The following is a 22,642-nucleotide window of genomic DNA, read 5'->3' as shown; positions in this document are numbered from 1 at the left end:
GCGCCGATGGTACTGCGCAAGCGGGAGAGTAGGTCGCCGCCAGTTTTTATTTTTAAGAAACCTTTGCATACATATGCAAAGGTTTTTTTGTTTTAAAGATGTTTTACAGGATAGCTTATACTCAGAGACTATTTTAGCATCCTTTACAATTACTGTATTTTCGGAAATTATAAGAGGATCTATTTCAGTGATCCAAGCATATAACATGGATTCATATTTACTTCAAATGTGGGCTATATTCTATGTCATTCTTTATATATTATAGCCTCCAGATCCGTATTCGTCGATAAAAAATATTTTCATCCATATAAAATAAGCCTTTTTAGGGATGAATTCGTATGAATATAATTATGCTTTGAATTCAGAACTTAATCTAGGATAGATTAGTGTTTTTTCTGATGGCTTATTTTCAGTCGTCTTAATGCATAGAGAATGAAGTTAAGATTTACTTTAAAATATTCTGCTTATTATATTGCTATGAACATTATTTTCAACATGTTCTAGCTCCCCATATTGTTGTTTGTTGCTGTTTGGATTCACGGTGTTTTTGGTTTGATCCTCTTACATCCGTGAATACTTTGATAGGTACCTCTCACAATAAATATAAGATATTTTATTATAGTCTGTATTGATAAAAAAATTCACTTTACAAATATCTCGTGTATTCAATAAATGTTTTGAAAATTGTTATTATGAGGTATTCTTATATGGTTCTTAGAAATGAATGTTGCGAAGAAGGAATAAAAATCATACTAGATGGAATAAAATGAGAACAGTCACCTGCGGGGCTTTAGTATAGATTATAAAGGTTTTCTTTATTTTACAATAAAAACAAGAGACAACTAGTCCAATGTTGTCTCTTGTAACCAAGTGCATCCAAAAAAACAAAATAATATAAAAATTAAATTTATATCTCTCAAATTTACTTAAATTTAATATAATAAACATTAACTTTAGTTAATTATTTTCAGATTAAAATTGTTTTAGAGCAATCAATATAAATTTTCAGAAGAAAGAGATTAGAAAAAAGGTTTATATTCTTATTTTGGATTGGATACTTGGTCTACCCATGAAGCTTCTTTAAAGCAAAATAAAATATTCAGTAACAATAGAGTTTATAAAAAAATCGAGCACTGTAAATATGAACTTATTGTTTTTAGGAGAGTCGATATGAATTTATTTTCAGTTAATTATAAATTAAAAAATTATAAAATATAAAGCAATAATAATATTATTATTGCTTTGTATTTTGTTAATTATTATAAAAAATATTTTATAATATATATATATTACGAAATTTTAATGAATATGGTACGTAACTTGTTTATTAAAGTTAAACTTTAAGTATGTGAGCATGAAAAACTATACTTTGTCCTTTGTATTTGTTTTCTTGGCAAGTATTTCTTGTAATAGAAATGATACTACCCTAGTGGACGGGAGGGAGACTGCCTTATCTACAGAGATATCGGTTTCTTTCTCTAAATCCAATGCTTATAAGATCTATGAACCTTTTAAGTATAATATAAGAAAAGGAGATAATGTGATTGTCTATAGATTGGAAAATACTTTAAATGGCAGAGATGTTTGGCAACTATTACCCAGAACCTTTTATGTCTATCGTCCTGAGGGAGATCGCTATGTTGAGATTGACTTTGATTTTTCATTTGACGTTAAAGGGGTTAATTTTTATGTAGGAGGAACTTTTAATAAAGATAATCCTCAAAGCTACGTAGTTACTTATTTGAAAAATCAGGTATTCAGAGCAGTTATCGTACCGGGTAATATTGGAGCCAGACCAGGTGTTATAGATTATAAAGACTATAGTGCAGTGATGAAATTCTACCATCTTAAGGAATCCGATTTTAAAACGCTAAAGTAGCTTTAAAAAAAGCTTTCGAATATTCGAAAGCTTCTTCTAGATTTTATTTCAATCCTCTACCTTCTAAAAGAGGTTGGATGCTCGGTTCATATTCATTAAATGTTTTGAAAGCTTTGTTCAGGTCAACGCTATTTCCTACAGAGAGTATATATTTTCGAAAACGTTCTCCGTTTTCAGGTGTAAGCCCTCCATTTTTTTCAATCCACTGATAGGCATTGAAGTCTAACATTTCAGACCACAGGTAGGCGTAATAACCCGATGCGTAGCCGTTGCTCCAAATGTGTAAAAAATAGGGAGAATGATATCGGGTGGGAACTTCCTTCACCAAGAGTCCATATTTTTTTAAAACTTCATTTTCAAACTCATTGCTAGCTTTTAACTGGCTCTTCGAAGTGATACTATGCCAGGCCATATCCAAGGTGGCTGCAGCTAATAATTCTGTAACAGCATAGCCTTCATTAAAAGTTTTAGATTTTTTCAGTTTTACAATCAATTCCTCAGGTATAGCCTGTTTTGTTTGGTAGTGAACTGCATAATTTTTGAGTATAGTAGGATCTAATGCCCAATTTTCATTAATTTGAGAAGGAAATTCAACAAAGTCTCGAGGGACATTGGTTCCCGATAAGGTGGCATATTGTTGATCAGCAAATATCCCATGGAGGCTATGTCCAAATTCGTGAAACATAGTGGTGACGTCATCGTAGCTGATAAGTGAAGGTTTTTCAGGAGCGGGTTTCTGATAATTGAACACATTCAAAATAACAGGCTTTTGTCCTAAAATATGAGATTGCTCTACAAAATTACTCATCCATGCGCCCCCATTTTTGTTATCGCGGGTATAGAAATCCAGATAATAAAGAGCAATGGATTGTCCATTTCTATCAAATACTTCGTAGGCGACTACATCCGGGTGATAGACGGGGAGGTCTTTTCTCTCTTTAAATGTTAAACCATAGAGTTTTTCAGCTGCATAGAAGACTCCTTTTTCCAATACAGTTCTTACTTCGAAATAGGGTTTTATTTGTTTCTCATCAAGGTCATATTTGGATTTTCTGACCTGTTCCGCATAGAAACCCCAGTCCCAGGGTTCTAGCTGAAAGCCTCCTTTTTGTTGATCTATTAGTTGTTGTATTTCCTTAGCTTCTTCTCGGGCTTTCTTTACGGCAGGGGCCGCTAATTTTGCTAGAAGCTCCATAGCTGCTTGCGGGGTTTTCGCCATCTGATCTTGAAGCGCCCATTCCGAATAGCTTTTCTTACCCAATAATTGAGCTTTTTTCAACCTTAGGCTAGCAATCTCTTCTAGGCTAGCTCGGGTGTCGTTTTGATCTCCTTTTTCAGCTCTAGTCCAAGAGGCTTTAAATAATTTCTCTCTGGTCGTTCTGTTTTTTATATTTTGTAGTAAGGATTGCTGTGTGGTGTTCTGGAGTGCTAATAGATAATGCCCTTCATAGCCTGCTCTTTTGGCATCCTGTGCTGCTGCTGCAATTTCATCTGGAGAGAGACCTTCTAGTTCTTTAATATCGGATAAAATTAAAGCACCAGCCTTTCTGGCGGCCAAGAGTTTATTGTTAAAAGTGGAAGATAGGCTCGCCAGTTGTTCGTTAATTTTTTTGAGTTCATCCTTTTGAGGGTCGGAAAGATTGGCCCCCGCTATTTCAAATTTTTGTTTATAGATTTCAATTAAGCGTAAACTCTCAGGATCCAAATTCAGATGATGGCGTTGTTCATATACTTTTTTTACCCGATTATAAAGCTGTGTATTGAGGTAAATATGATCATTATGGCCGGCGAAAATAGGGGCGTATTTTTTGTCCAGCTTTTGTAGTGTAGGATTGGTATTGGCGCTATTAAGATTAGAAAAAATTAATAGGGCTCTGTTTAAATCCCGCCCACTTTTCTCTAATGCTAGGATTGTATTTTGAAAGGTCGCAGCAGCAGGGTTATGGGTGATCTTTTCTATTTCTTGCAATTGCTTTTCAAGGCCATATTTGAAGGCGGGCTCAAAGTGTTCATTTTTAATCTTATCAAACTCAGGAGCTTGATACTGTAAACTACTTTTGCTTAAGAGAGGATTCTGTTCATTCACAAGAGTCTGAGTCACATTTGAAGTTTTGTCAATCATAGTTTTGTGTTGTTTAGTTTGCCCCGTAGTGAGAGTTCCTATGGACATTATCATCAGGGCTGTAACTTTTTTCATGTTTAAATCGTCTAATGGTTAATAGTGGCTAAAGTTACATATTTCCAAATTAAATTTATAAATTATGAAAAAAACAAACATGTATTTACTTGGCCTTTTAATATTACTATCCTCGTGTATAGATATTAAATCCATAAAGGGAAAGTTAAGCGCTTTTACTCAGCTTAAAGGAACAGGTCCGATTACGAAGAAGGTCTATCCTGGTGATTTTAGCTCTGTGGAGGTGAGTTCAGGTATTAAAGCAGAAATCCTTCGCTCAGACAGTGAGAAAGTTGTCGTCTACGCTCCATCTGATATACAGGAGTATATATCGGTAGAAAATAGTGCAGGAAATCTCCATATTCACTTCAAAACAGGGACCAATTTGCAAATATCTAAATCAAATATTGATGTTAAAATCTATGCGAGGGATTTTAATAGTATTAGTGCATCTTCATCAGCGCGTATAAAAGTTAAAGATAGATTCAAGCAAAATAAAATAAGCATTACCACTAGTAGTAGTGGGATAATAGAGGGAGATTTCGAGGCCAAGCATATGGATTTAAATTCGAGGAGCAGTGGTGCTTATAAAGGTAAAATACAAGCTTTATACGTTAATGCGAAGGCAGCTTCTTCAGGGTATATTTTCATTACGGGGAGGACAAAAGATTTTAATGGACAAGTTTCCTCTTCTGGTAGGATCAAGGCTGAGGAAGTTCATACAGAAATCGCAAATGTAGCAGCTTCCAGTAGTGGAAGTATTTCAATATTGGTTTCTGAACGTGCGGTAGGGCAAGCTTCTTCCATTGGGCATATTACATTCTACAAAAAAGGTAATCCTTCTATTTTGCAGAAACAAAAAAGTGGAGGAAGTATTAGTATTCTTTAATTTTCGAGATTGATCCAGTTTTGGTCGTCAAAAGAGATGTTATCATCCTTTAAAAGTTCGGCTTCTCTCTCAAGAGCCTCTTTAATGGTGAAGGTGGGTTTTTCTTTTAGTTTCTCTTTAGCTAAACGGCGGGTAGATAGCTTATCTATATTTTCAAAGCGGTGTCCTATTCTACGCGCTGTATAGCGACGCATACCAGCAGCTTGTAGAATGTCTACCCCCATACTGACTGCAGTGCCTAAGGTTTCACGGTAAATATTTTCCACACCCTTATTCAGAAAATCATAGGTATCAAGGCGGTTGCGGGCTCTAACGAATATTTTAAGATGAGGAAAATATTTACGCGCTATTTGGATGATTTTATAATTGTCTTCGGGGCTGTCAAGGCATAGAACCAAGATCTCTGCTTTTTCAGCACCTGCTCCCCTGAGGAGATCCACGCGGGTAGCATCACCGTAGAAAGCATGTAAACCATTTTCTCTCAACATTCTGATTCTGTCGGAATCGTGGTCTAAAATAGTAGCTTGAAATCCATTCACCTTTAAGAGTCGCCCTACGGTACTTCCAAAATGTCCATAGCCGATGATAATGATTTTATGATCACTGGTCATTTCTTTTGCACGGGGAAGGTCATTGCCCACTTTTATATTCCAATGGGGTTCTATTAGTTTTTCATTAATCAGTAACAAAATAGGGGTAACGCACATGCTAATAGCCACTACCGCCATCATTTGGGAATTGAGTTCATCATTAATAAGATAGAGTTTAGTAGCAAAGGATAAAAGTACAAAGGCAAATTCGCCGATTTGGGAAAGAGAAAAGGCCACTAGAAAGTTCTGTTCATTGCTCAGCTTAAAAATTTTTCCGAGGCCCAAGAGAATAGTAAATTTAGTGATTAAGATGATGGACGTGAGCGAAAAGATAAGTAAAGGATTGTCTTTGATAATATTGAAATTAATAGAGGAACCTACGCTTACAAAAAAAACCGCTAGTAATAAGCCCCGAAAAGGATCGATATTGGTTTCCAGTTCGTGTTTAAACTCTGAATTTGCCAGCATTACACCGGCCAAAAATGCACCCAATGCAGGTGATATTCCTACTAAGATCATGAGTTGAGAAACTCCTACTACCAAGAATAAGGAGGTGGCTGTGAGGAGTTCATTCATTCCGGAGGAAGAAACATAGCGAAGGAAGGGGACAAAAATATACCGGCCGAGTATAATAAGCGCTCCTACACCGATAAAGATAGAAAAAGGCTTTACCCAGTTTGGAAGCATATTAATGAGCATGGCTGAATGATTAATTTGCTCTGTGTCGGGATGGGCAATCCAAGGTAGAAAAGCCAGTATAGGGATAACAGCTATATCTTGCAGTAAAAGTATGGAAAAGGAAGCTTCTCCCGCGGCGGTATTGAAAATATTTTTCTCTTTCAATATCTGTAGTACAATAGCTGTAGAAGAAAGGGAAAAGCATAAGGCTAAGCTAATGGCAATTTTATAAGGCCACCCTATCCAGCTATAAAAAACGAGGTATAGTATGGCTGTAGTTACAAGCATTTGCAGTCCTCCAAATCCCAAAATCCCGCGACGCATAGCCCAGAATTTTTTAGGTTCTAATTCCAAGCCTATGATAAATAAAAGCATTACCACTCCGAATTCGGTAGCATGCATCACATCATTAGCCTTTCCGGTGAGCTTTAAAATAAAAGGACCTATGATAATCCCCCCTAAAATGTAACCAATCACAGAGCTAAAACCCAATTTTCTTACCAGGGGGACCATAATAATAGCGGCCCCTAGAAAGATGAGTGTAGTAGTAAAAAGTTGCTCGTTCACGAATTTAATACCAAGTTTTTGATTTTCTGATAATAATGGTCTATTTCTGACTCAGTGCTAGTATGCGCATTGTAAATGCTAATAATCTGCTGTACCGAAATATTATTGATATGTAAACTCTGTATCAGAGTATTAATATAATCTTCTGCGGGTATTTTATAAATTCCCTGTGGTGAGAAGGCAGTGCTTGATCCCCCAGTAGTCAACACAATATATGCTTTTTTGCCATCTATAGGACTAGCGATATGCTCGGAAACCCATTTCATATCAAATACTTCATCAATCCATAACTTAAGTAAAGGAGGCATTCCAAACCAAATCATAGGAAAATGAAAGATAAGGGTATCATACACCATCAGTCTTTTTCGCTCTCGAAATGCGGCAATATTGAAATCCGGATATTCTTCATAAAGATCTCGAAAAGTAATATGTTCAATATTTTGGTAAGCCTTAATGAGCTGGACATTAAGCCTGGAATGTTCAAAATAGGGATGAGCAAAAATAACCAGTGTCTTGTTCAATGTTATGTATTTATCATAAATGTAGTCAAAAGAGGATAGAAATACAATAAATATAGTTTTTCTTCTTAATTACCAACTTCCACTCGCTCCGCCTCCACCGAAAGAACCGCCTCCACCAAAGCCACCAAAGCCACCTCCTGAAGATCCTCCTCCGAATCCTCCACTGCTGCCTGGGAAAAATATACCCCTAGGGAAAACGCTTCTGCCGCGTCGGGAGAGAGAGGTGTCCTGATCATCATCTGGCCTACTTCCTCCATTCCTTCCTCCTTTATCCATTGCAATCAGAATAATTAAGACAATCAGAATAAGAAAAAAATAAGCATAAATATTACCTTCACTAGGGTCGATATCCTTTTTAGGCGCTTTAAATTTACCTTGTACTGCTTCCATTATAGCAGAGGTTCCACTGTCTATACCTTTATACCACTGTTTTTCTTTAAAAAAAGGAGCGACGAGATAATCTAGAATTTGACCCGCGGTAGAGGCGGTTAGGTACTGTTCTACGGCCCGCCCCTGTTGGATAGACATACGGTGATCTTCTGTTGTGATGAGAAAAACAATCCCATTGTTAATCCCTTTTTGACCAATTTTCCACTTTTCTCCATACTGGGCAGCGAGATAATTAATGTCTTCTCCTCCGGTATTGGGAAGAATAATTACTTCTATTTCGGTAGAAGTGGAATCTGAAAATTTAATGAGTTTATCATTGAGCACCTCTTTTTCTTGTGGAGTAAGTAGGCCTACCTGATCATAAACAGGGTAAAGTATATGGGGTTTTGGTGGAATATTCTGAGCCGAGAGCCAACTGTATAAACCTATGCATAAATAGCTCAGAAAGATTTTCAATTTACGAGGTGCTAATCTCATTCGGTAGTTCGTTTTTATTTTTTCCGCTTATCGGAAAATATTTTTTTAATTCTATTCCAATTTTAAATACGGCGTCCTGTAATGCCTGGAAATATTTTTTTTGTGCAAACTTGTGGGTGATTTCATCGTGGAGACTATTCCAGAAATCTTGTTTTACTTTTTCATGGATGCCTTCGTCACCGATAATAGTGAGATATTTTTGTTCGAAACTAATGTAGAGCAACACGGCATTTCGATGTTGTGTTTTCTGCATTTCTAATTGATAAAATACCTCTATAGCCTTCGCGGCTAGATTTTCTGAGGAATGGGAGTCGATGTGAATGCGTATTTCTCCGGAAGATAATTCTTCTGCTTTTCTAATGGCTTCCACAAGGGAAGCCATTTGTGTATTAGTTAAGAAATGGGTGATCATAATTATTACTATTACTCGTCTTTAAAAACTTCAGGAGCTTTATTTGCGCCTGCATCGGCTTTAAAGTAAGGCTTTTCTTTAAAGTTGGTAAAGTTGGCTATCACACTAGTTGGGAAGTGATTTCTATAGGTGTTATAATCTACGGTTGCATTATTGTAATTAACTGTTTCCATCCGAATACTATTTTCTATGGCCGTGTATTCTCTCTGAAAGTTTAGATATTGCTGGTCTGCTTTCAGGTTGGGGTAGGATTCGGCAACGGCCATTAGTCGGCTTAGAGCACCCGTTAGTTCTCCCTGTGCAGACTGAAATCTCGCCATATCAGCCTCTGTTAAATTGGTGGGATCTATGGTAATACCTGTGGCTTTAGAGCGTGCTTGAATAACTTGTGTCAAGGTTTCTTTTTCAAATTTCGAGTAGGATCTTATCGTCCGTTCCAAATTAGGAATGAGGTTGGTCCTCTTTTGATATACGGTTTCAATATTCGACCATTTGCTTTGTACATACTGATCTTTGGATATCAAATTGTTGTATTTTGAAACCCCCCAGCCAACAAGGATGGCGACAATAACAGCAAATATAATCGCGTTTACAGAACCTTTATTTTTCATAGTTTATATTTTAATGTTTAAAATTTGCTTTCATCAAAAATACAATATTTATCTTAAATTTGTAAGATAAATATTCATAATGATCACAATAATAGCTGCCGTAGGGAAGAACAATGAAATAGGAAAAGGTAATCAACTGCTTTGGTATCTGCCTAAAGATTTGAAGCACTTTAAACAAATAACCAATGGATATCCTATTATCATGGGACGCAAGACTTTTCATTCTATAGGCAAGCCCTTACCTAACCGCACCAATATTGTAGTTTCGCGAAATGAAAATTGGTTTGAAGAAGGTATTCTTATTGTAAATAATTTAAAAGAAGCCCTAAAACATGCTAAAAAGATAGATGAAAAAATATTTGTGATTGGAGGGGGTGATATTTATAAGCAATGTATGGAGTTCGCCGATAGGATAGAGCTTACTCGTGTAGATGGTATCTTTGATGCGGATGTGTTTTTTCCAGAGATAGACCAAAAACAATGGCAAATTGTACAGGAAGAATGTGTAGACAAGGATGCGCAAAATAATTTTAGTTTTTGTTTCCAGACTTTTGAGAGAATAAAAAAATAGGGTAAAGGGTTATCTAATCGATGTTTCCTATTATAATTATTATCTTTGTGCTTCAAAATTTAGAAAATGAATAAGTATATAAAATTTTTGATAGCGGCTTTATTTATTGCTGCGGGGGGTTATCTGATGATTAATAGAAATATAGGTTGGGGGGTTGTATTGGTTATTTTATCGGCGCTTCCCATTCTTTTGTTTTTTAAAAATGAATATATTCTATTGGCGTTTTGGTATCTAAGGAAACAAAATTTTGTAAAATCTTCACAGTACTTAACGTCTATTAAAAATTATACGAGACAGCTTCATAAAAGTCAGTATGGCTATTATCACTATTTATTAGGGCTTACTACAGCTCAAGATAACCCAACAAAGTTAGAGCCTTATATGAGAAAAGCTTTGGACTATGGATTGAATATGAAGCACGACCGAGCATTAGCCACCTTAAATTTAGCGGCGGCAGCCATGCAAAAAGGCAGAAAGCAGGAGGCAAAAATATTAATAGAAGATGCTAAAAGACTAGATAGCGCCGACATGATGGGTGAGCAGATAAAAATGATGAAAGAGCAGTTAAAAATGCCCAATATGCAAAAGCATATGCATAATCCTCATATGAGGCAGAGAGGAAAATATTTTTAAGTCTTTTAAAATAAAAAAAATAAGTCACCCGATTTCGGGTGACTTATTTTTTTTATTTTAGTTTAGAATTCTCTTTATCTATATAGAATTTGGGCATTTCCCAATGGTATTTCACAGCTAAAGTTCTTATGATAACGATAAGTAAGATGGTTAAAATTTTTGTAACAGCATTAGAAAGATCAGTGTATTTTGAGAGTAATAGAAAACTCGTGCCTCCTATGATACAGGCGGTGGCATATATTTCTTTACGAAATATTAAAGGGACCTTATGAAGCAAAACATCCCGTAGAATCCCTCCAAAACAACCTGTAATGGTTCCTAAAACTACACATATGATGGGGTGTAAATCGGCATTAAGCCCTTTTTGAAGACCTATAATCGTAAAGAGACCCAGCCCGAAAGAGTCAAAAATAAAAAGGGTTACCTGAAAGTTTTTTTCTAAGGATTTAAAGATCATAGAAAAAATAGAGGTGGTGAAGATGATGCTGCAGGTGGTTAGATCGTGCATCCAGAAGATGTGAATATTCAAGAGTAAATCCCTTACGGTGCCGCCTCCTACCGAAGTGATAAAAGCGATGATGACCACCCCAAACGGATCGAATTTTTTTTGCATAGCCGCGAAAGAGCCTGACATAGCAAAGGCGATCGTCCCCAGCATTTCAATAATAAAATTAAGATTTTGATGAAAATCCATAGCGAGTTACACTCTTACCGCAGAGGGGACCAACAGTTCGTATTCTCCACCGTGATTGATGATTTCTCGTACGATGCTACTGCTGATAAATGATTTACCTGATGAGGTTAATAAAAATACGGTTTCCAACTTTTTGTGTGCTAAAGTTCTATTCGTATGGGCAATAGCTTTTTCAAATTCAAAATCAGAAGGATTGCGAAGTCCTCGGACAATAAATTGTGCATTTTTTCTAAAACAATAATCTATAGTTAATCCTTCGAAACAGTCTACTTCTACATTGGGCAAGTTGGCTACGGAATTTTTAAGAAACTCTATTCTCTTTTCTAAAGGGAACATATATTTTTTTTGGGAATTTAATCCAATAGCAATAATCAGTTTATCGAAAAGTGCTGAAGCTCTTTCAATAATGTCATAATGTCCTAATGTTATGGGATCAAAAGATCCTGGAAATACAGCTGTTTTCATGTTTTTATGGTCTTGCTAATGCTTTTTGAACTTCGTTTCCGCATAAGTCTTTGATCGAAATCCCATAGATTTTTGCTTGTTGGGGTAAGATACTGGCAGGTGAGAATCCTGGGTTGGTATTCATCTCCAGCATATAGGGTACTCCATCCATAATAATATACTCACTTCTGGAGAAGCCACTCATTCCTAATGAATCATAAGCCTTTATGGCAATTTCTTCTATTTTTTGTTTTGTAGCCTCATCTAGTCTTGCAGGGGTAATTTCTTCTGAAGCGCCCTCATATTTGGCTTCATAATCGAAAAAATCATTTTTAGAAATAATCTCTGTGATGCCCAGTACAATAGTTTTACCTTTGTAATCAACTACTCCTACGGATACTTCTGTTCCATTCAGAAAACTTTCAATCAATACTTCATCATCTTCTTGGAAGGCTAGCTGGAGAGCGTGGGTGAGTTCGGCGGCTGTTTTTACTTTGGATATACCCAGTGAAGAACCTGACTGATTAGGTTTTACAAAGAAAGGTAGACCCAGACTATCGATAATCTCCTTTTCGCAGAAGGCTTGTCCTTTTCGAATATAGATACTCTTAGCAGCAGGGATTCCATATTTGGATAATACGGCAAGGGTATCTTTTTTATTAAAAGTTAAGGCGCTTTGATAAAAATTACAACCTGTATATCGCTGTCCAATTGTATCCCAGTAAGCTTGGAGTAAACCGTTTTCTCCGGGTATACCATGAATAATATTGAAGCAGACATCAAACTTTAATCTTTGTCCTTCTAACTGAACAGAAAAATCGCTTTTATCAATGGAGAATCTTTTATCATCTTGTCCTATTAAAAACCAACCTTCCCTTAAGATATGAATTTTATAAACATTATACAGTTCTCTATCCAGTTCGTCAAAAATAAGTTGTCCGCTTTTCAAGGAGACCAAATATTCATTTGAATAGCCTCCCATTACTACGGCTATGTTTTTTTTTGCCATGTTTATATAGGTATGTGTAATGGCAAATTTAGTAAAAAAAAAGGCGATAAACTTTAACTGAATAATTTATATATTTGCGTTACTATTTTTTAAGAAATTAGCTTATGTTAAAGTCACTCTTCAATGGGAAAGTATTGCTTAATATTCTTTTGGCCATCGCTGTTTTCGTTGGATTAGTTTGGCTGACTTTCCGATGGTTAGATTTTCATACCAATCACGGAAAGGAAATAGAGGTTCCTAATGTGGTCAATATGCCTGTACAAAAAGCTATTGAAATATTAGATGACGCAGGCTTAACCTATGAAGTGGATAGCATTAGATTTGATCCCAAATATAAGTCTTTCCAAGTATTAAGGGTGTTTCCTACACCAGGGTCTCGTGTAAAAGGAGGAAGTCCGATCAGGCTGAATGTGAATCCTAAAACCTGGGCCAAAATTGCTATACCTGATGTGATAGACTCCTATAAATATAGAGCGTTTGATAAGCTTACGCTAGTAGGACTGAAAGTTGGCGACACCCTCTATGAGCCTAGTATCGCTAAAGATGCTGTGATCCGCTTAATGTATAATGGAGGGCAAGTGAAGCCCGGAGATTTGGTTCCTCACTCCTCTAGTATAGATGTGGTCATTGGTCAGGGACCTAAGAGAAACGTACGCGTTCCTAATCTTGTAGGAAGAACACTACAGGAAGCCAAAGAGATTATTAAGAGCAATTATTTTGAGGAAGGATTGTTTTATGACGAAAAAGATCTGGTTACTTATGATGGTTCAATGATTGTATTTTATCAAAACCCTGCAGCCGGTAGTATATCCGATCAAGGGGTGCAGATTGATTTGTGGTCGAGTAAGAAAACACCTGCAGAAATGTATGATAAAATTAGTGAACTGGATAATATTTATCGCCATAACTCGATGCCGAAAGACCCTGAGAGTATAGATTTTGGAGACAATGATCATAAAGATGTAGCCCCCGGACCAGTTCCTGTGCGAGTGCAACCTGTTGAGAAGCCCAAGGTAGTAAATCCACCAGTGGAGAAGAAAGAACCAGCAGATAAAAAACTGCCAGCAATACCTGAACAGAAACAACCGGTAACCGAAAAACCTAAAAAAAAGGTAATTATTGAATAATGTCAGAAGAAGAAAATAAAGATCTTTTTGAAGATGTAGATGCTATAGAAATAGCAGATGAGGGTAAAGATCTTTACGAACATCTTAATTTAATTGTCGATAAAAAACAGGAACCTCTGCGTATCGACAAATACTTGCTGTTATTTAGACAGAACTCTACTCGGAATAAAATATCCCAGACGTGCCGTGCCGGTAATGTTATCGTAAATGGTAAAGCGGTAAAACAAAACTATCGTGTGAAGCCTGGGGATCAGATCAGTGTACTACTCACACATCCTCCTAGGGAGAATGTGATTATACCTGAAGATATACCTATTCATATCGTATATGAGGACCAAGACTTAATCGTGGTAGATAAAGAACCAGGAATGGTTGTACACCCGGGTTTTGGAAATTGGAGTGGGACATTGGTAAATGCATTAGCCTATCACTTTGAACAAAATGGGGAGAAGTCCGATTTGGATCGCGTAGGATTGGTACATCGCATAGATAAGGATACTTCTGGACTTTTGGTGATTGCTAAAAATGAATATGCCTTGAGTTTTCTGGCAAAACAATTTTTCGAAAGAACAACCAAAAGATTATATTGGGCATTCGTATGGGGGAATGTTGAGCAGAATGAGGGAACGATAGAGGGACATATAGGGAGGCATCTTAAAAACAGGATGCAAATGGCAGTATACGAGGATGGCAGCCATGGGAAGCATGCCGTAACTCACTATAAAGTATTAGAGCGTTTCCGTTATATGACATGGGTGCAGTGTAAGCTGGAAACAGGCAGAACTCACCAAATTAGAGCCCATTTTAAACATATAGGACATACCCTGTTTAATGATGAGCGTTATGAAGGGCATACCATATTAAGGGGAATTAATCTTCCTAAGTATAAAAAATTTGTGCAAAATATTTTCGATATATTGCCGCGTCATGCACTGCACGCCCACACCTTAGGTTTTATACATCCTACCACTAAGCAAGAAATGTATTTTGAGAGTCCTATGCCACAGGATATGACTACAGCCATAGAAAAATGGAGAAGCTACTTATCCCATAACGCCTAACTTAGATACAGAAAGTATGCTTTATTTCCATATTCCTTTTTGCAAGCAGAAATGCAGTTATTGTAATTTCCATTTTTCCACCTCCCTACGAGGAAAAGACGATATGCTTAATGCGATAAAGAAGGAAGTAGAATTAAGACATCAGGAATTGGAAAAGCGCAGCATTTCCAGCCTTTATTTTGGGGGAGGGACGCCATCTCTGTTAGAAGTTCGTGAATTAAGTGGGTTGTTGGAGACAAGTGCAAAGTATTATGACTTTGATGCCGATATAGAAATTACTCTGGAAACCAATCCAGATGATCTGGATGCCGATTTTTTAAAAGCTTTATCTAAGAGTGGCATCAACAGGTTGAGCATTGGGGTGCAATCTTTTTTTGAGGCTGACCTCAGGCTCATGAACCGCGCACATTCCGTTATTCAAGCCGAAGACGCTATTAAAAGAGCTCAGGATTTTGGTTTTGATAACCTGAGTATCGACCTCATATATGGTTCTTCTTCTCTCTCTATATGGCAGAGAAACCTTCAAAAAGCGGTTGAATTAGGTGTGCCTCATATTTCTTCCTATGCGCTTACTGTAGAGCCTAAAACAGCGCTCAACAAATGGGTAGAAGATAAGCTGGTAAAAGCACCAAATGAAGATATTCAGAATAGTGAGTTTCATTATATGTCGCACTTCTTACAAGAGCATGATTTTATTCATTACGAAATATCCAATTTTGCCAAAAAAGATTTTTATTCAAAACATAACTCTGCCTATTGGAATGCGGCGCCTTATATAGGCTTCGGACCTTCGGCACATTCCTTTAACGGGAAGAGAGAACGTTCTTGGAATATAGCGAATAATTTTTTATATATAAAGGGCATCGCTGAAAATAGAAGGAATTTTGAAAAAGAGAAACTCTCTCCAAAAGATCAACTTAACGAGTGGGTGATGATTGGACTACGCACCCTGAGAGGCGTCGATATAAAGGCTTTAAAATCTTCCTTTGAAGAAGATGTGCTTGATGAATTTAATAAGCATTTGACATCTAAAAAAGACCAGGGATTGGTGGTAGAAGAAGAAGGATTCCTCAAGATTCCCCAGGTATATTGGTTTTTGGCAGATGGGATTGCTTCTGATTTATTTTTGATTTAAATTTTAATCTGTCCATAAATAATGAAGAGACTCTAATTGATCCTATCGTAGAGAGAAGGAAAGTGACCTGATGGTGTGAAATAAAATTAAACAGAATAAATAAGACATATATCCTATAAAAACTCCTGATTTTTGTAAATTGCGTGCCTTATTTCAATGAAAGATTTAATTAAAGTGAATATACAAGAATTGTCTTGCCATCAACCTATAGGAGTATTTGATTCTGGAGTGGGAGGGCTCACAGTAGCCAGAGAAATTAAGCGCTTGCTCCCTAATGAGAATTTGATTTATTTCGGAGATACAAAACATCTACCATATGGGGATAAATCTAGAGAGGCCATTGTGGAATATTCTACGCAAATAACCCATTTTTTACTGCAACAAAATTGTAAGGCTATAGTTATAGCTTGTAATACTGCTACGGCTAATGCATTAAAGGAAGTGTTAGCATTAGTGGCGGGAAGAGTTCCTGTTATAGATGTTATTAATCCAGTGACTGAGAAAGTAGCCTATGAAATTCATACCAATGTAGGTGTTATAGCAACAAAGGCCACGGTGAGTTCCGGGCTCTACCGTAAGAGTATACGTAAGCATAATAAATACATAAAGGTAGATGAGCTGGCTACTCCTCTTTTAGTTCCTGCTATAGAGGAAGGTTTTAAAAACCATCCGATTACTCAGGCTATTATTTCTAATTATCTGAGTAACCCCAAACTTAAAAATATAGAGACTCTTATCTTAGGGTGTACCCATTATCCTTTGCTCATTGATGAAATAAGGCAATATTATGGAAATAGGGTAAGGGTCATCGATTCTCCTAACATTGTTGCCAACCAGCTGCAGATGGTGTTAGAGAAATATCAATTACTAAATCACCAACATTCTCATCCTTATTACCATTTTTATTTATCCGATATTACGCAGAATTTTGAGAAAATATCTAAAAACTTTTTTGGAAATAAAATTACTTTGGAACTAAAAACCTTGTAGTTAGTTTGAGTAAGTGATAGGGGGACTATTATGCAAGGACAATGAAAAAGGAGGAATTCATTCATTCCTCTCTTTTAATTCTTTTGAGAAAAAGATTAATATGGCTCCCTCAAAGAAGGTTTTGAATATTTCCCTTATCCAACGGTCTTTATTGGGATGCTGCTCCCATATTTTCGGGTTGGATGCTGCTGCATATAAATCTTCAAAATCCTTTTCCTGCAAAGGGCAAAGGATTGCAATTTCATTTTCTAACGTAGGTTGAATATTTAACTTCATATGTCTATAATTTTTTAATGTAATCTGCAATGACCCTTTCCTCTATATTTTTACTTTTGGATAAATTTTGTGCAATACGATGTTTTTCTGTTTCTGTTTTGTTTTGGCTCAATTTTTTTTGTCCTTGCAAATCGGTTATTTCTATTTCAAAGTCTACAATGCCTTTCATCATTCCTTTTTTGAATTTATCATCAAGACTTTCCCATTGTTGCAAATAGTCCTCTTCATAAAAACGTATCATCTGCTCCAATACAGCAGCTTTTGCAGTTTCGTCTTCTAATATTTTTGCTTTACCGTAGGCATGAACCGCAATGTAATCCCAAGTTGGCACACTTTCCCGCTTGTCATAATTTGCGGGTGAGATATAGGCATGTGGCTCTGAAAAAATCACCAATGATATATTTTCCTCAATGTATTTATGCTGTTCATTAGCTTTGGCAAAATGGGAACTTAATAGTAGTTTGTCCGAAAGGTCGTCTATAAAAAACGGCAGGTGGGTTGCAATGGGAAGATTGTCTTTAACGGTAACAATAGTAGCAAAGCTATATCGTTTCATAAAAGCAATCTTCTCGGCATTATCCTGAAACTGAAAATGGCTGGGTATATACATATACAGAATATATTTTACAAAAACTTTTTCATCATTATATCGGTCTGTTCATCGTCGCCCAACTTGAAAATGTGCTTGTCAAATTCCACAAATCCGTTTTTCTCGTAAAAACGCATAGCCCTCCGGTTTTCCTCCCACACACCCAACCATACATAGATGGCTTCTTTTTCATAGGCTACCTTAATTGCTTTTTCGTACAATACCTGTCCGACCTTTTTGCCGTGGTATTCCTGCAACACATAAATTCTTTCTATTTCAAGGCTATTGTTGTCTTTCAGTTCGGTTTGCGAAGCTCCAAAGTTTAGTTTTAGGTAACCAAGAACTTTTTCATCCATAACGGCAAAGTAAAACTCCGAATGTTTGTTGTTAAGTTCTTCAGTTAGTTTTTCGATAGAAAAACCATCCTCCAAATATTTTCTCATATTTTCTTCAGAATTACTTTCAGAAAATGTTTCAAAAAATGTTTTTCTGCCAATGTCTTGCAACAGCTTGATGTCTTTAAGCGTTGTTTTTCTTATTTCCATATATTCTTAATTTAGTAGTTTACAGATGTTATATGTTTTTAATGGGGAAGAGCTTACAGTCCGATGATTAAGATTATTCAGTTCATATGATGTTATTTGCTTTTAGACACTCCATTCATAATTTATCCATTCTGTATTTTCCTTTGCTCCCAAACGTTCATAAAACTTTTTCCCGCCCTCATTCCAAGGGGCAACAGTCCATTTTATTACTCCACAGTTATATATTTGTGCTTCTTCCTTTAAAGCATTCATCAATTGTTCTCCAATTTGTTGTCCTCTATACTTATCACTCACATAAAGCTCTTTCATATAAATTGCAAGTCTATTCTGAGCAGTGTACGGAGGAAAATAATACACTAACATTCCAGCTATATCATTATTGTCATCTGCAACAATGCAGTGAAAATCTGGAAGGGTTTTGTGGAAACCACTTTCCTTTACAATGTCTGGTGTAATGGCAAAAGCATCAATATAATTTTCAAATACTGCTAAATCTCTCATCAGCAACCAAACTTTTTCACTATCTGCTTCATTGGCTTTTCGGATAGTTATCTCGTTATTTTTCATACTGCGATTATTTTTCTTTAAGATGCAAATCTAAATTTAAATTGGATTACATTTGCAGTTCAATTTAAATAAAATGGATAGTCCAATTATCAATAACATCTTTAGCTGTATAAAATTAAATCAGGAAAACGAAAGAGCAATTTATCTGCAATTGTCTGACGAGATACTGATTTTGATTAAACGCGGACAACTCACAACAGGTCAGAAACTCCCATCAACAAGAGATGTCGCAAGTTTACTGAAGATTAACCGTATTACTGTGGCGAAAGCATTTGAAGAATTACAGATGCAAGGCTGGCTTCAAAGTTTTGTTGGACGTGGCACTTTCGTTTCATCGCATATTCCGGAGTTTGAACCTAAAAAACTTCAAAATGAAGCTATCACTAAAGCTCAAAAAATTGCGGGCTTTTTGCTTAATGAAAAACAGTATTTATTTAACTCATACTTTGTTCCCACAGCAGAATTTCATTTGGATGATGGCTATCCAGACCCTAAATTAGCCCCGCTTAAAGAGTTATACAGGGCATACCGTAACCAACTTACTCGAAGCGGACTATATTATAAATTTGGAAGTTACGGTTCGCCTGATGGTTCAGGAGTTTATAAGGAAGCAATATCCCATTACTTGAATGAAACAAGAGGACTAAAAACTACCTTCAAAAATGTCTTATCAGTTCGTGGTACTTTGATGGGGATTAACCTTGTTTGTACTGCACTCATCAATCCTGGAGATGTTGTTGTCTCAGGTATTCCCGGATGGCAACGTGCCGAACATAATTTCGTACACGCCAAGGCAGAACATATTGGCATCCCGATAGATGAGTATGGGTTGATTGTTGATGAACTAAGGAAAATATGTAAGCGAAAAAAGGTTAGAATGGTATATGTCACACCTCACCATCATTACCCTACAACAGTGTCACTTCGTATCGACCGAAGATTAGAGTTACTACGGTTGGCTAATGAATATGGTTTTATCATTTTTGAAGATGATTATGATTTCGATTTCCATTACAACCATCGTCCTTTACTTCCTCTTGCAAGTGCTGACGAAAACGGAATGGTCATTTATTGTGGCTCTTTTAGTAAAAGTTTTTCGCCTGCATTTCGTATGGGGTATTTAGCTGCTTCAGAAAATGTAATTAAGCATTTGACCAATGTAAGAATACTACTTGATAGGCAAGGCGACCACGTTTTGGATAATGCTATGGCAGACCTCTTAAATGATGGAACGGTACAGCGTTACCTTAGAAAAACTTTGACCATATATGAAGAAAGACGAAACCATTTTTGTAATCTGTTATACAGTGAATTAGGGAATGCTGTAAATTTCTCTATCCCTGATGGAGGTATGACTGTATGGACTGAATTTGAGAAGTCTATAAATCTTGAAAGTTTAGCCCAAAAAGCATATAATAAAGGGCTATATTTTTCAGATGGTAAACTACATACATATCCCACCTATAACGCAAATGGCATTAGGTTGGGTTTTGCCTCTTCTAATAAAGAAGATTTGACTAAAAGTGTTGATATTTTGAAAGGACTGATATAACACCCTATTCCTGTTTTACCAAATGCCGCAAGGTCGGGTCATTATTAATGCGCTCCATCTCACTTACAACAATATTCAGGATGTCTGATTTTATCTGTTTGTAATTGATTTCAATTTCCTGTTTCATCTTATCCTCGCCCTGCTCATTTACAAAAGAAAGGATTTCCGGTATCTGCTGATAGGCTTTGGTTTCAGCCGCCACCTTTTCATTATCTACCACAATTTCGCGTGAAATATCTTCCGCTCAATTCGTTCATCGAAGTTATCCGATACGGAACCGACAAACATACCCTGTGTAAGCGTTGAGATTTTGGAAGCCGGGATAAGGCTGTCTAACTGTGTGGAGATAGAGGTAGATTTATCGTTGCGATTAATCGTCATACTTTGGCGTTTCTGCAACACTTTACCAAAGCTTTCTGACAGGCTCTTTGCCGTTTCGCCAACCACCTGACCACTGAATATATTGCCGACGGTATTTTGTATTACTTTGCTCTCTTTATCGCCGTAATCCCTCGTTAATTGCGAAAAATCCTGAAAGCCTAAACATACCGCTACCTTGTTACTTCTCGCCGTTGCGATAAGGTTATCTAGTCCCCTGAAATAAATCGTGGGCAACTCATCTATGATAACGGAACTTTTTAGGTGTCCCTTTTTATTAATCAGTTTTACAATCCTTGAATTGTATAAACCCAAAGCTGTGGAATAGATATTTTGACGGTCGGGATTATTGCCCACGCATAAGATTTTCGGCTCTTTCGGGTTGTTGATGTCAAGTGTAAAATCATCGCCTGTCATTACCCAGTACAATTGCGGGCTAATCATTCTTGATAGAGGGATTTTTGCCGATGCTATCTGACCTTGTAACTGGTCTTGCGCTCCGCCTTACCACGCATCCATAAAGGGCGACAAATAATTTTCCAAATCGGGGTATGAGGTTAAAATTGTGAACACGTCCGAATACTTTTTGTTCAGCAATTCAATGGCGTGTGGGAACGTACAATACTTGCCGTCATCGTAGATTTTTAGATACCAAATAACGGCAGCTAAAAGAATAATTGGGCTTTCCACAAAGAAATCGCCTTGCTTCTGTATCCACGACCTGTTGAGGTTTAGCATTATCGTATATGCCGCTTCGTAAGCATCTGAAATGTCCGTCATAAAATCAGGATTGAGTGGATTGCAACGGTGGCTCTTGCGTGGGTCGTCAAAATTTATCACGTAAAATTTCGGTTGTACCGTGTACTTATCCCTGTGCTTCAGCAAATGATTGTAGGCAATAGTAGAAAGGTCGTCAAACTTGAAATCGTAGATGTACATACTAAAGCCTTTCTCTATCTGCTGTTTTATGTAGTTGTTTACGATAGCATAAGATTTTCCTGAACCCGGAGTACCCAAAACGATTGATGCCCTGAAAGGATTTACAATATTTATCCAACCGTTGTTCCATTTGCCTTTGTAGTAAAATTTGGTGGGCAGATTGAAGGAATACTCGTTTTCCATCAGCTTGGTTTCCTGCTGAAAGCTCTCGTTCTCATTATTAAATACGTCGTCCATCAAATTGGTACGCAGCAAACGGGTCATCCATACGCCTGCCATCAGCAAAGCGATATAGCCTAAAGAAATAGTAAGGATATACAGGAATGTGCCTGTTGCCGGAGATAGTTTCAGCAATGGCGTATTCAGGAAGAACAGCACCAAGCCAACGCCCGAAGCCACGTAAATTTTAGACCAGGTTATCTTCTCATTCTTTACGCCCTTTGTGCCTAAGCAGCTCAAAGCCAGTAAAACCAAAGCAAATACTTTGGTGTAAAGTGTATGTGAAAACAAGCCCGCCGTCCGGTTGAAATTGCCTAATATCTTGTTGATTACTTCCAACGTCCAGCCACGTTCTAAAAAGAAACCGTAGCAGAACCAATAAAGGTGCATCAGCACCAAAAGAATACTGACTGCCCGCATAAAAGCCATTATCTTGGCAAGCCCTCTTAAATCGTCTTCTCCCTGCATTAGTTTAAGTTTAATGTTCGGGCGTGAATTTAAAGGCTCTATGGAGTGGCTCTAAAAATGTGGCAGCCAGTGGCGTTCTGTGGCAGTGTTTGGCTAAATATTATTTCTGCTCCCTTTGGCGTTTGCGCTTCTTCTTCATCTTATTGGCAAAGTCCAGTTCCTCGTAATCTTCGCCTTGGGCTTCGGGCAATAAACCGCCTAATGCTTCAATCAAACCGTCTTCGTGCTTGTCAGTAGTTAAGAAGTCGAACAAAT

General features: G+C 36.9%; 22 protein-coding genes and 1 pseudogene. 9 read left to right on the top strand and 14 right to left on the bottom strand.

Features of this window, described 5'->3' with window-relative positions; translation table 11 throughout:
• Positions 1-1,354: 1,354 nt before the first annotated feature.
• Positions 1,355-1,879: a hypothetical protein gene (locus GNY06_RS10745; protein WP_166520071.1), complete on the top strand. Its 525-nt coding sequence runs from the start codon at positions 1,355-1,357 to the stop codon at positions 1,877-1,879.
• 43 nt (positions 1,880-1,922) lie between these two features.
• Here the strand turns inward: GNY06_RS10745 and GNY06_RS10740 are convergent, their stop codons facing one another.
• Positions 1,923-4,076, bottom strand: a complete 2,154-nt coding sequence (locus GNY06_RS10740; RefSeq protein WP_166520070.1) for a M3 family metallopeptidase — start codon at positions 4,074-4,076, stop codon at positions 1,923-1,925.
• A gap of 64 nt (positions 4,077-4,140) precedes the next feature.
• Between GNY06_RS10740 and GNY06_RS10735 the strand changes: the two genes are divergently transcribed.
• A complete protein-coding gene (locus tag GNY06_RS10735; RefSeq protein ID WP_166520069.1) occupies positions 4,141-4,944 on the top strand; it encodes a GIN domain-containing protein in 804 nt (267 codons plus the stop codon).
• Here the strand turns inward: GNY06_RS10735 and GNY06_RS10730 are convergent.
• From GNY06_RS10730 to GNY06_RS10710, 5 genes are all read right to left on the bottom strand, one after another.
• Entirely contained in the window at positions 4,941-6,779 is a 1,839-nt protein-coding gene (locus tag GNY06_RS10730) for a monovalent cation:proton antiporter-2 (CPA2) family protein (RefSeq protein WP_166520068.1), read from the bottom strand. The genes GNY06_RS10735 and GNY06_RS10730 overlap by 4 nt on opposite strands.
• Positions 6,776-7,300, bottom strand: coding sequence for an NAD(P)H-dependent oxidoreductase (locus GNY06_RS10725; protein ID WP_166520067.1), 525 nt, complete (start codon positions 7,298-7,300; stop codon positions 6,776-6,778). Before GNY06_RS10725 ends, GNY06_RS10730 begins: the two co-directional genes overlap by 4 nt.
• Before the next feature lie 69 nt (positions 7,301-7,369).
• Entirely contained in the window at positions 7,370-8,167 is a 798-nt protein-coding gene (locus GNY06_RS10720; RefSeq protein WP_166520066.1) for a TPM domain-containing protein, read from the bottom strand.
• Positions 8,148-8,579, bottom strand: coding sequence for a TPM domain-containing protein (locus GNY06_RS10715; protein ID WP_166520065.1), 432 nt, complete (start codon positions 8,577-8,579; stop codon positions 8,148-8,150). Before GNY06_RS10715 ends, GNY06_RS10720 begins: the two co-directional genes overlap by 20 nt.
• Positions 8,580-8,590: 11 nt before the next feature.
• Positions 8,591-9,190 carry a LemA family protein gene (locus tag GNY06_RS10710; protein ID WP_166520064.1) on the bottom strand — a complete coding sequence of 200 codons (600 nt, stop codon included), beginning with the start codon at positions 9,188-9,190 and terminating at the stop codon, positions 8,591-8,593.
• A gap of 79 nt (positions 9,191-9,269) precedes the next feature.
• On the opposite strand from GNY06_RS10710, the gene GNY06_RS10705 reads away from it, so the two are divergent.
• Positions 9,270-9,761 (top strand): dihydrofolate reductase, encoded by a 492-nt coding sequence (locus tag GNY06_RS10705; protein WP_166520063.1) that lies wholly within the window; start codon positions 9,270-9,272, stop codon positions 9,759-9,761.
• Between the two features lie 66 nt (positions 9,762-9,827).
• A complete protein-coding gene (locus tag GNY06_RS10700) occupies positions 9,828-10,394 on the top strand; it encodes a DUF2892 domain-containing protein (RefSeq protein ID WP_166520062.1) in 567 nt (188 codons plus the stop codon).
• Between the two features lie 52 nt (positions 10,395-10,446).
• Here GNY06_RS10700 and GNY06_RS10695 read toward each other — a convergent pair whose 3' ends face one another.
• Genes GNY06_RS10695 through GNY06_RS10685 form a run of 3 tightly spaced genes read right to left on the bottom strand, consistent with a single transcriptional unit; the run spans position 10,447 to position 12,541 of the window.
• On the bottom strand, positions 10,447-11,088 hold the full coding sequence (locus tag GNY06_RS10695; protein WP_166520061.1) for a trimeric intracellular cation channel family protein: 642 nt from the start codon (positions 11,086-11,088) through the stop codon (positions 10,447-10,449).
• 6 nt (positions 11,089-11,094) lie between these two features.
• Positions 11,095-11,553 carry a pantetheine-phosphate adenylyltransferase gene (gene coaD, locus GNY06_RS10690; protein ID WP_166520060.1) on the bottom strand — a complete coding sequence of 153 codons (459 nt, stop codon included), beginning with the start codon at positions 11,551-11,553 and terminating at the stop codon, positions 11,095-11,097.
• A 4-nt stretch (positions 11,554-11,557) separates the two neighbouring features.
• Positions 11,558-12,541 carry a D-alanine--D-alanine ligase gene (locus GNY06_RS10685; RefSeq protein ID WP_166520059.1) on the bottom strand — a complete coding sequence of 328 codons (984 nt, stop codon included), beginning with the start codon at positions 12,539-12,541 and terminating at the stop codon, positions 11,558-11,560.
• A gap of 104 nt (positions 12,542-12,645) precedes the next feature.
• Between GNY06_RS10685 and GNY06_RS10680 the strand changes: the two genes are divergently transcribed.
• The 4 genes from GNY06_RS10680 to murI all read left to right on the top strand — a co-directional run bounded on the left by GNY06_RS10680 (position 12,646) and on the right by murI (position 16,854).
• The gene (locus GNY06_RS10680; protein WP_166520058.1) at positions 12,646-13,668 is read left to right on the top strand and encodes a PASTA domain-containing protein; all 1,023 of its coding nucleotides are present in this window, start codon (positions 12,646-12,648) and stop codon (positions 13,666-13,668) included.
• Positions 13,668-14,729, top strand: a complete 1,062-nt coding sequence (locus tag GNY06_RS10675; RefSeq protein ID WP_166520057.1) for an RluA family pseudouridine synthase — start codon at positions 13,668-13,670, stop codon at positions 14,727-14,729. The genes GNY06_RS10680 and GNY06_RS10675 overlap by 1 nt, the downstream gene beginning before the upstream one ends.
• 16 nt (positions 14,730-14,745) lie before the next feature.
• Positions 14,746-15,864, top strand: coding sequence for a radical SAM family heme chaperone HemW (hemW, locus tag GNY06_RS10670; RefSeq protein WP_166520056.1), 1,119 nt, complete (start codon positions 14,746-14,748; stop codon positions 15,862-15,864).
• 156 nt (positions 15,865-16,020) lie between these two features.
• Positions 16,021-16,854 (top strand): glutamate racemase, encoded by an 834-nt coding sequence (murI, locus tag GNY06_RS10665; RefSeq protein WP_166520055.1) that lies wholly within the window; start codon positions 16,021-16,023, stop codon positions 16,852-16,854.
• Between the two features lie 57 nt (positions 16,855-16,911).
• Here the strand turns inward: murI and GNY06_RS10660 are convergent, their stop codons facing one another.
• The 4 genes from GNY06_RS10660 to GNY06_RS10645 form a co-directional block, all read right to left on the bottom strand.
• Positions 16,912-17,130, bottom strand: coding sequence for a GNAT family N-acetyltransferase (locus GNY06_RS10660; protein WP_317163788.1), 219 nt, complete (start codon positions 17,128-17,130; stop codon positions 16,912-16,914).
• 4 nt (positions 17,131-17,134) lie between these two features.
• Positions 17,135-17,740, bottom strand: coding sequence for an FMN-binding negative transcriptional regulator (locus tag GNY06_RS10655; RefSeq protein WP_166520054.1), 606 nt, complete (start codon positions 17,738-17,740; stop codon positions 17,135-17,137).
• Positions 17,741-17,754: 14 nt separating this feature from the next.
• Positions 17,755-18,264, bottom strand: a complete 510-nt coding sequence (locus GNY06_RS10650; protein WP_166520053.1) for a GNAT family N-acetyltransferase — start codon at positions 18,262-18,264, stop codon at positions 17,755-17,757.
• A gap of 102 nt (positions 18,265-18,366) precedes the next feature.
• Positions 18,367-18,831: a GNAT family N-acetyltransferase gene (locus GNY06_RS10645; protein WP_166520052.1), complete on the bottom strand. Its 465-nt coding sequence runs from the start codon at positions 18,829-18,831 to the stop codon at positions 18,367-18,369.
• 73 nt (positions 18,832-18,904) lie between these two features.
• On the opposite strand from GNY06_RS10645, the gene GNY06_RS10640 reads away from it, so the two are divergent.
• Complete coding sequence (locus GNY06_RS10640; RefSeq protein WP_166520051.1) at positions 18,905-20,383, top strand: aminotransferase-like domain-containing protein; 1,479 nt, start codon at positions 18,905-18,907, stop codon at positions 20,381-20,383.
• 4 nt (positions 20,384-20,387) lie between these two features.
• On the opposite strand, the pseudogene mobC reads toward GNY06_RS10640, so the two are convergent.
• A pseudogene (gene mobC / locus GNY06_RS10635) lies at positions 20,388-22,387 on the bottom strand (conjugal transfer protein MobC).
• Positions 22,388-22,642: the final 255 nt, after the last annotated feature.

The organism is Elizabethkingia argenteiflava (assembly GCF_009904105.1).
Classification (GTDB): domain Bacteria; phylum Bacteroidota; class Bacteroidia; order Flavobacteriales; family Weeksellaceae; genus Elizabethkingia; species Elizabethkingia argenteiflava.
Note: the sequence above shows the minus strand (reverse complement) of the source record. Positions and strands in the feature narration are given on the sequence as shown.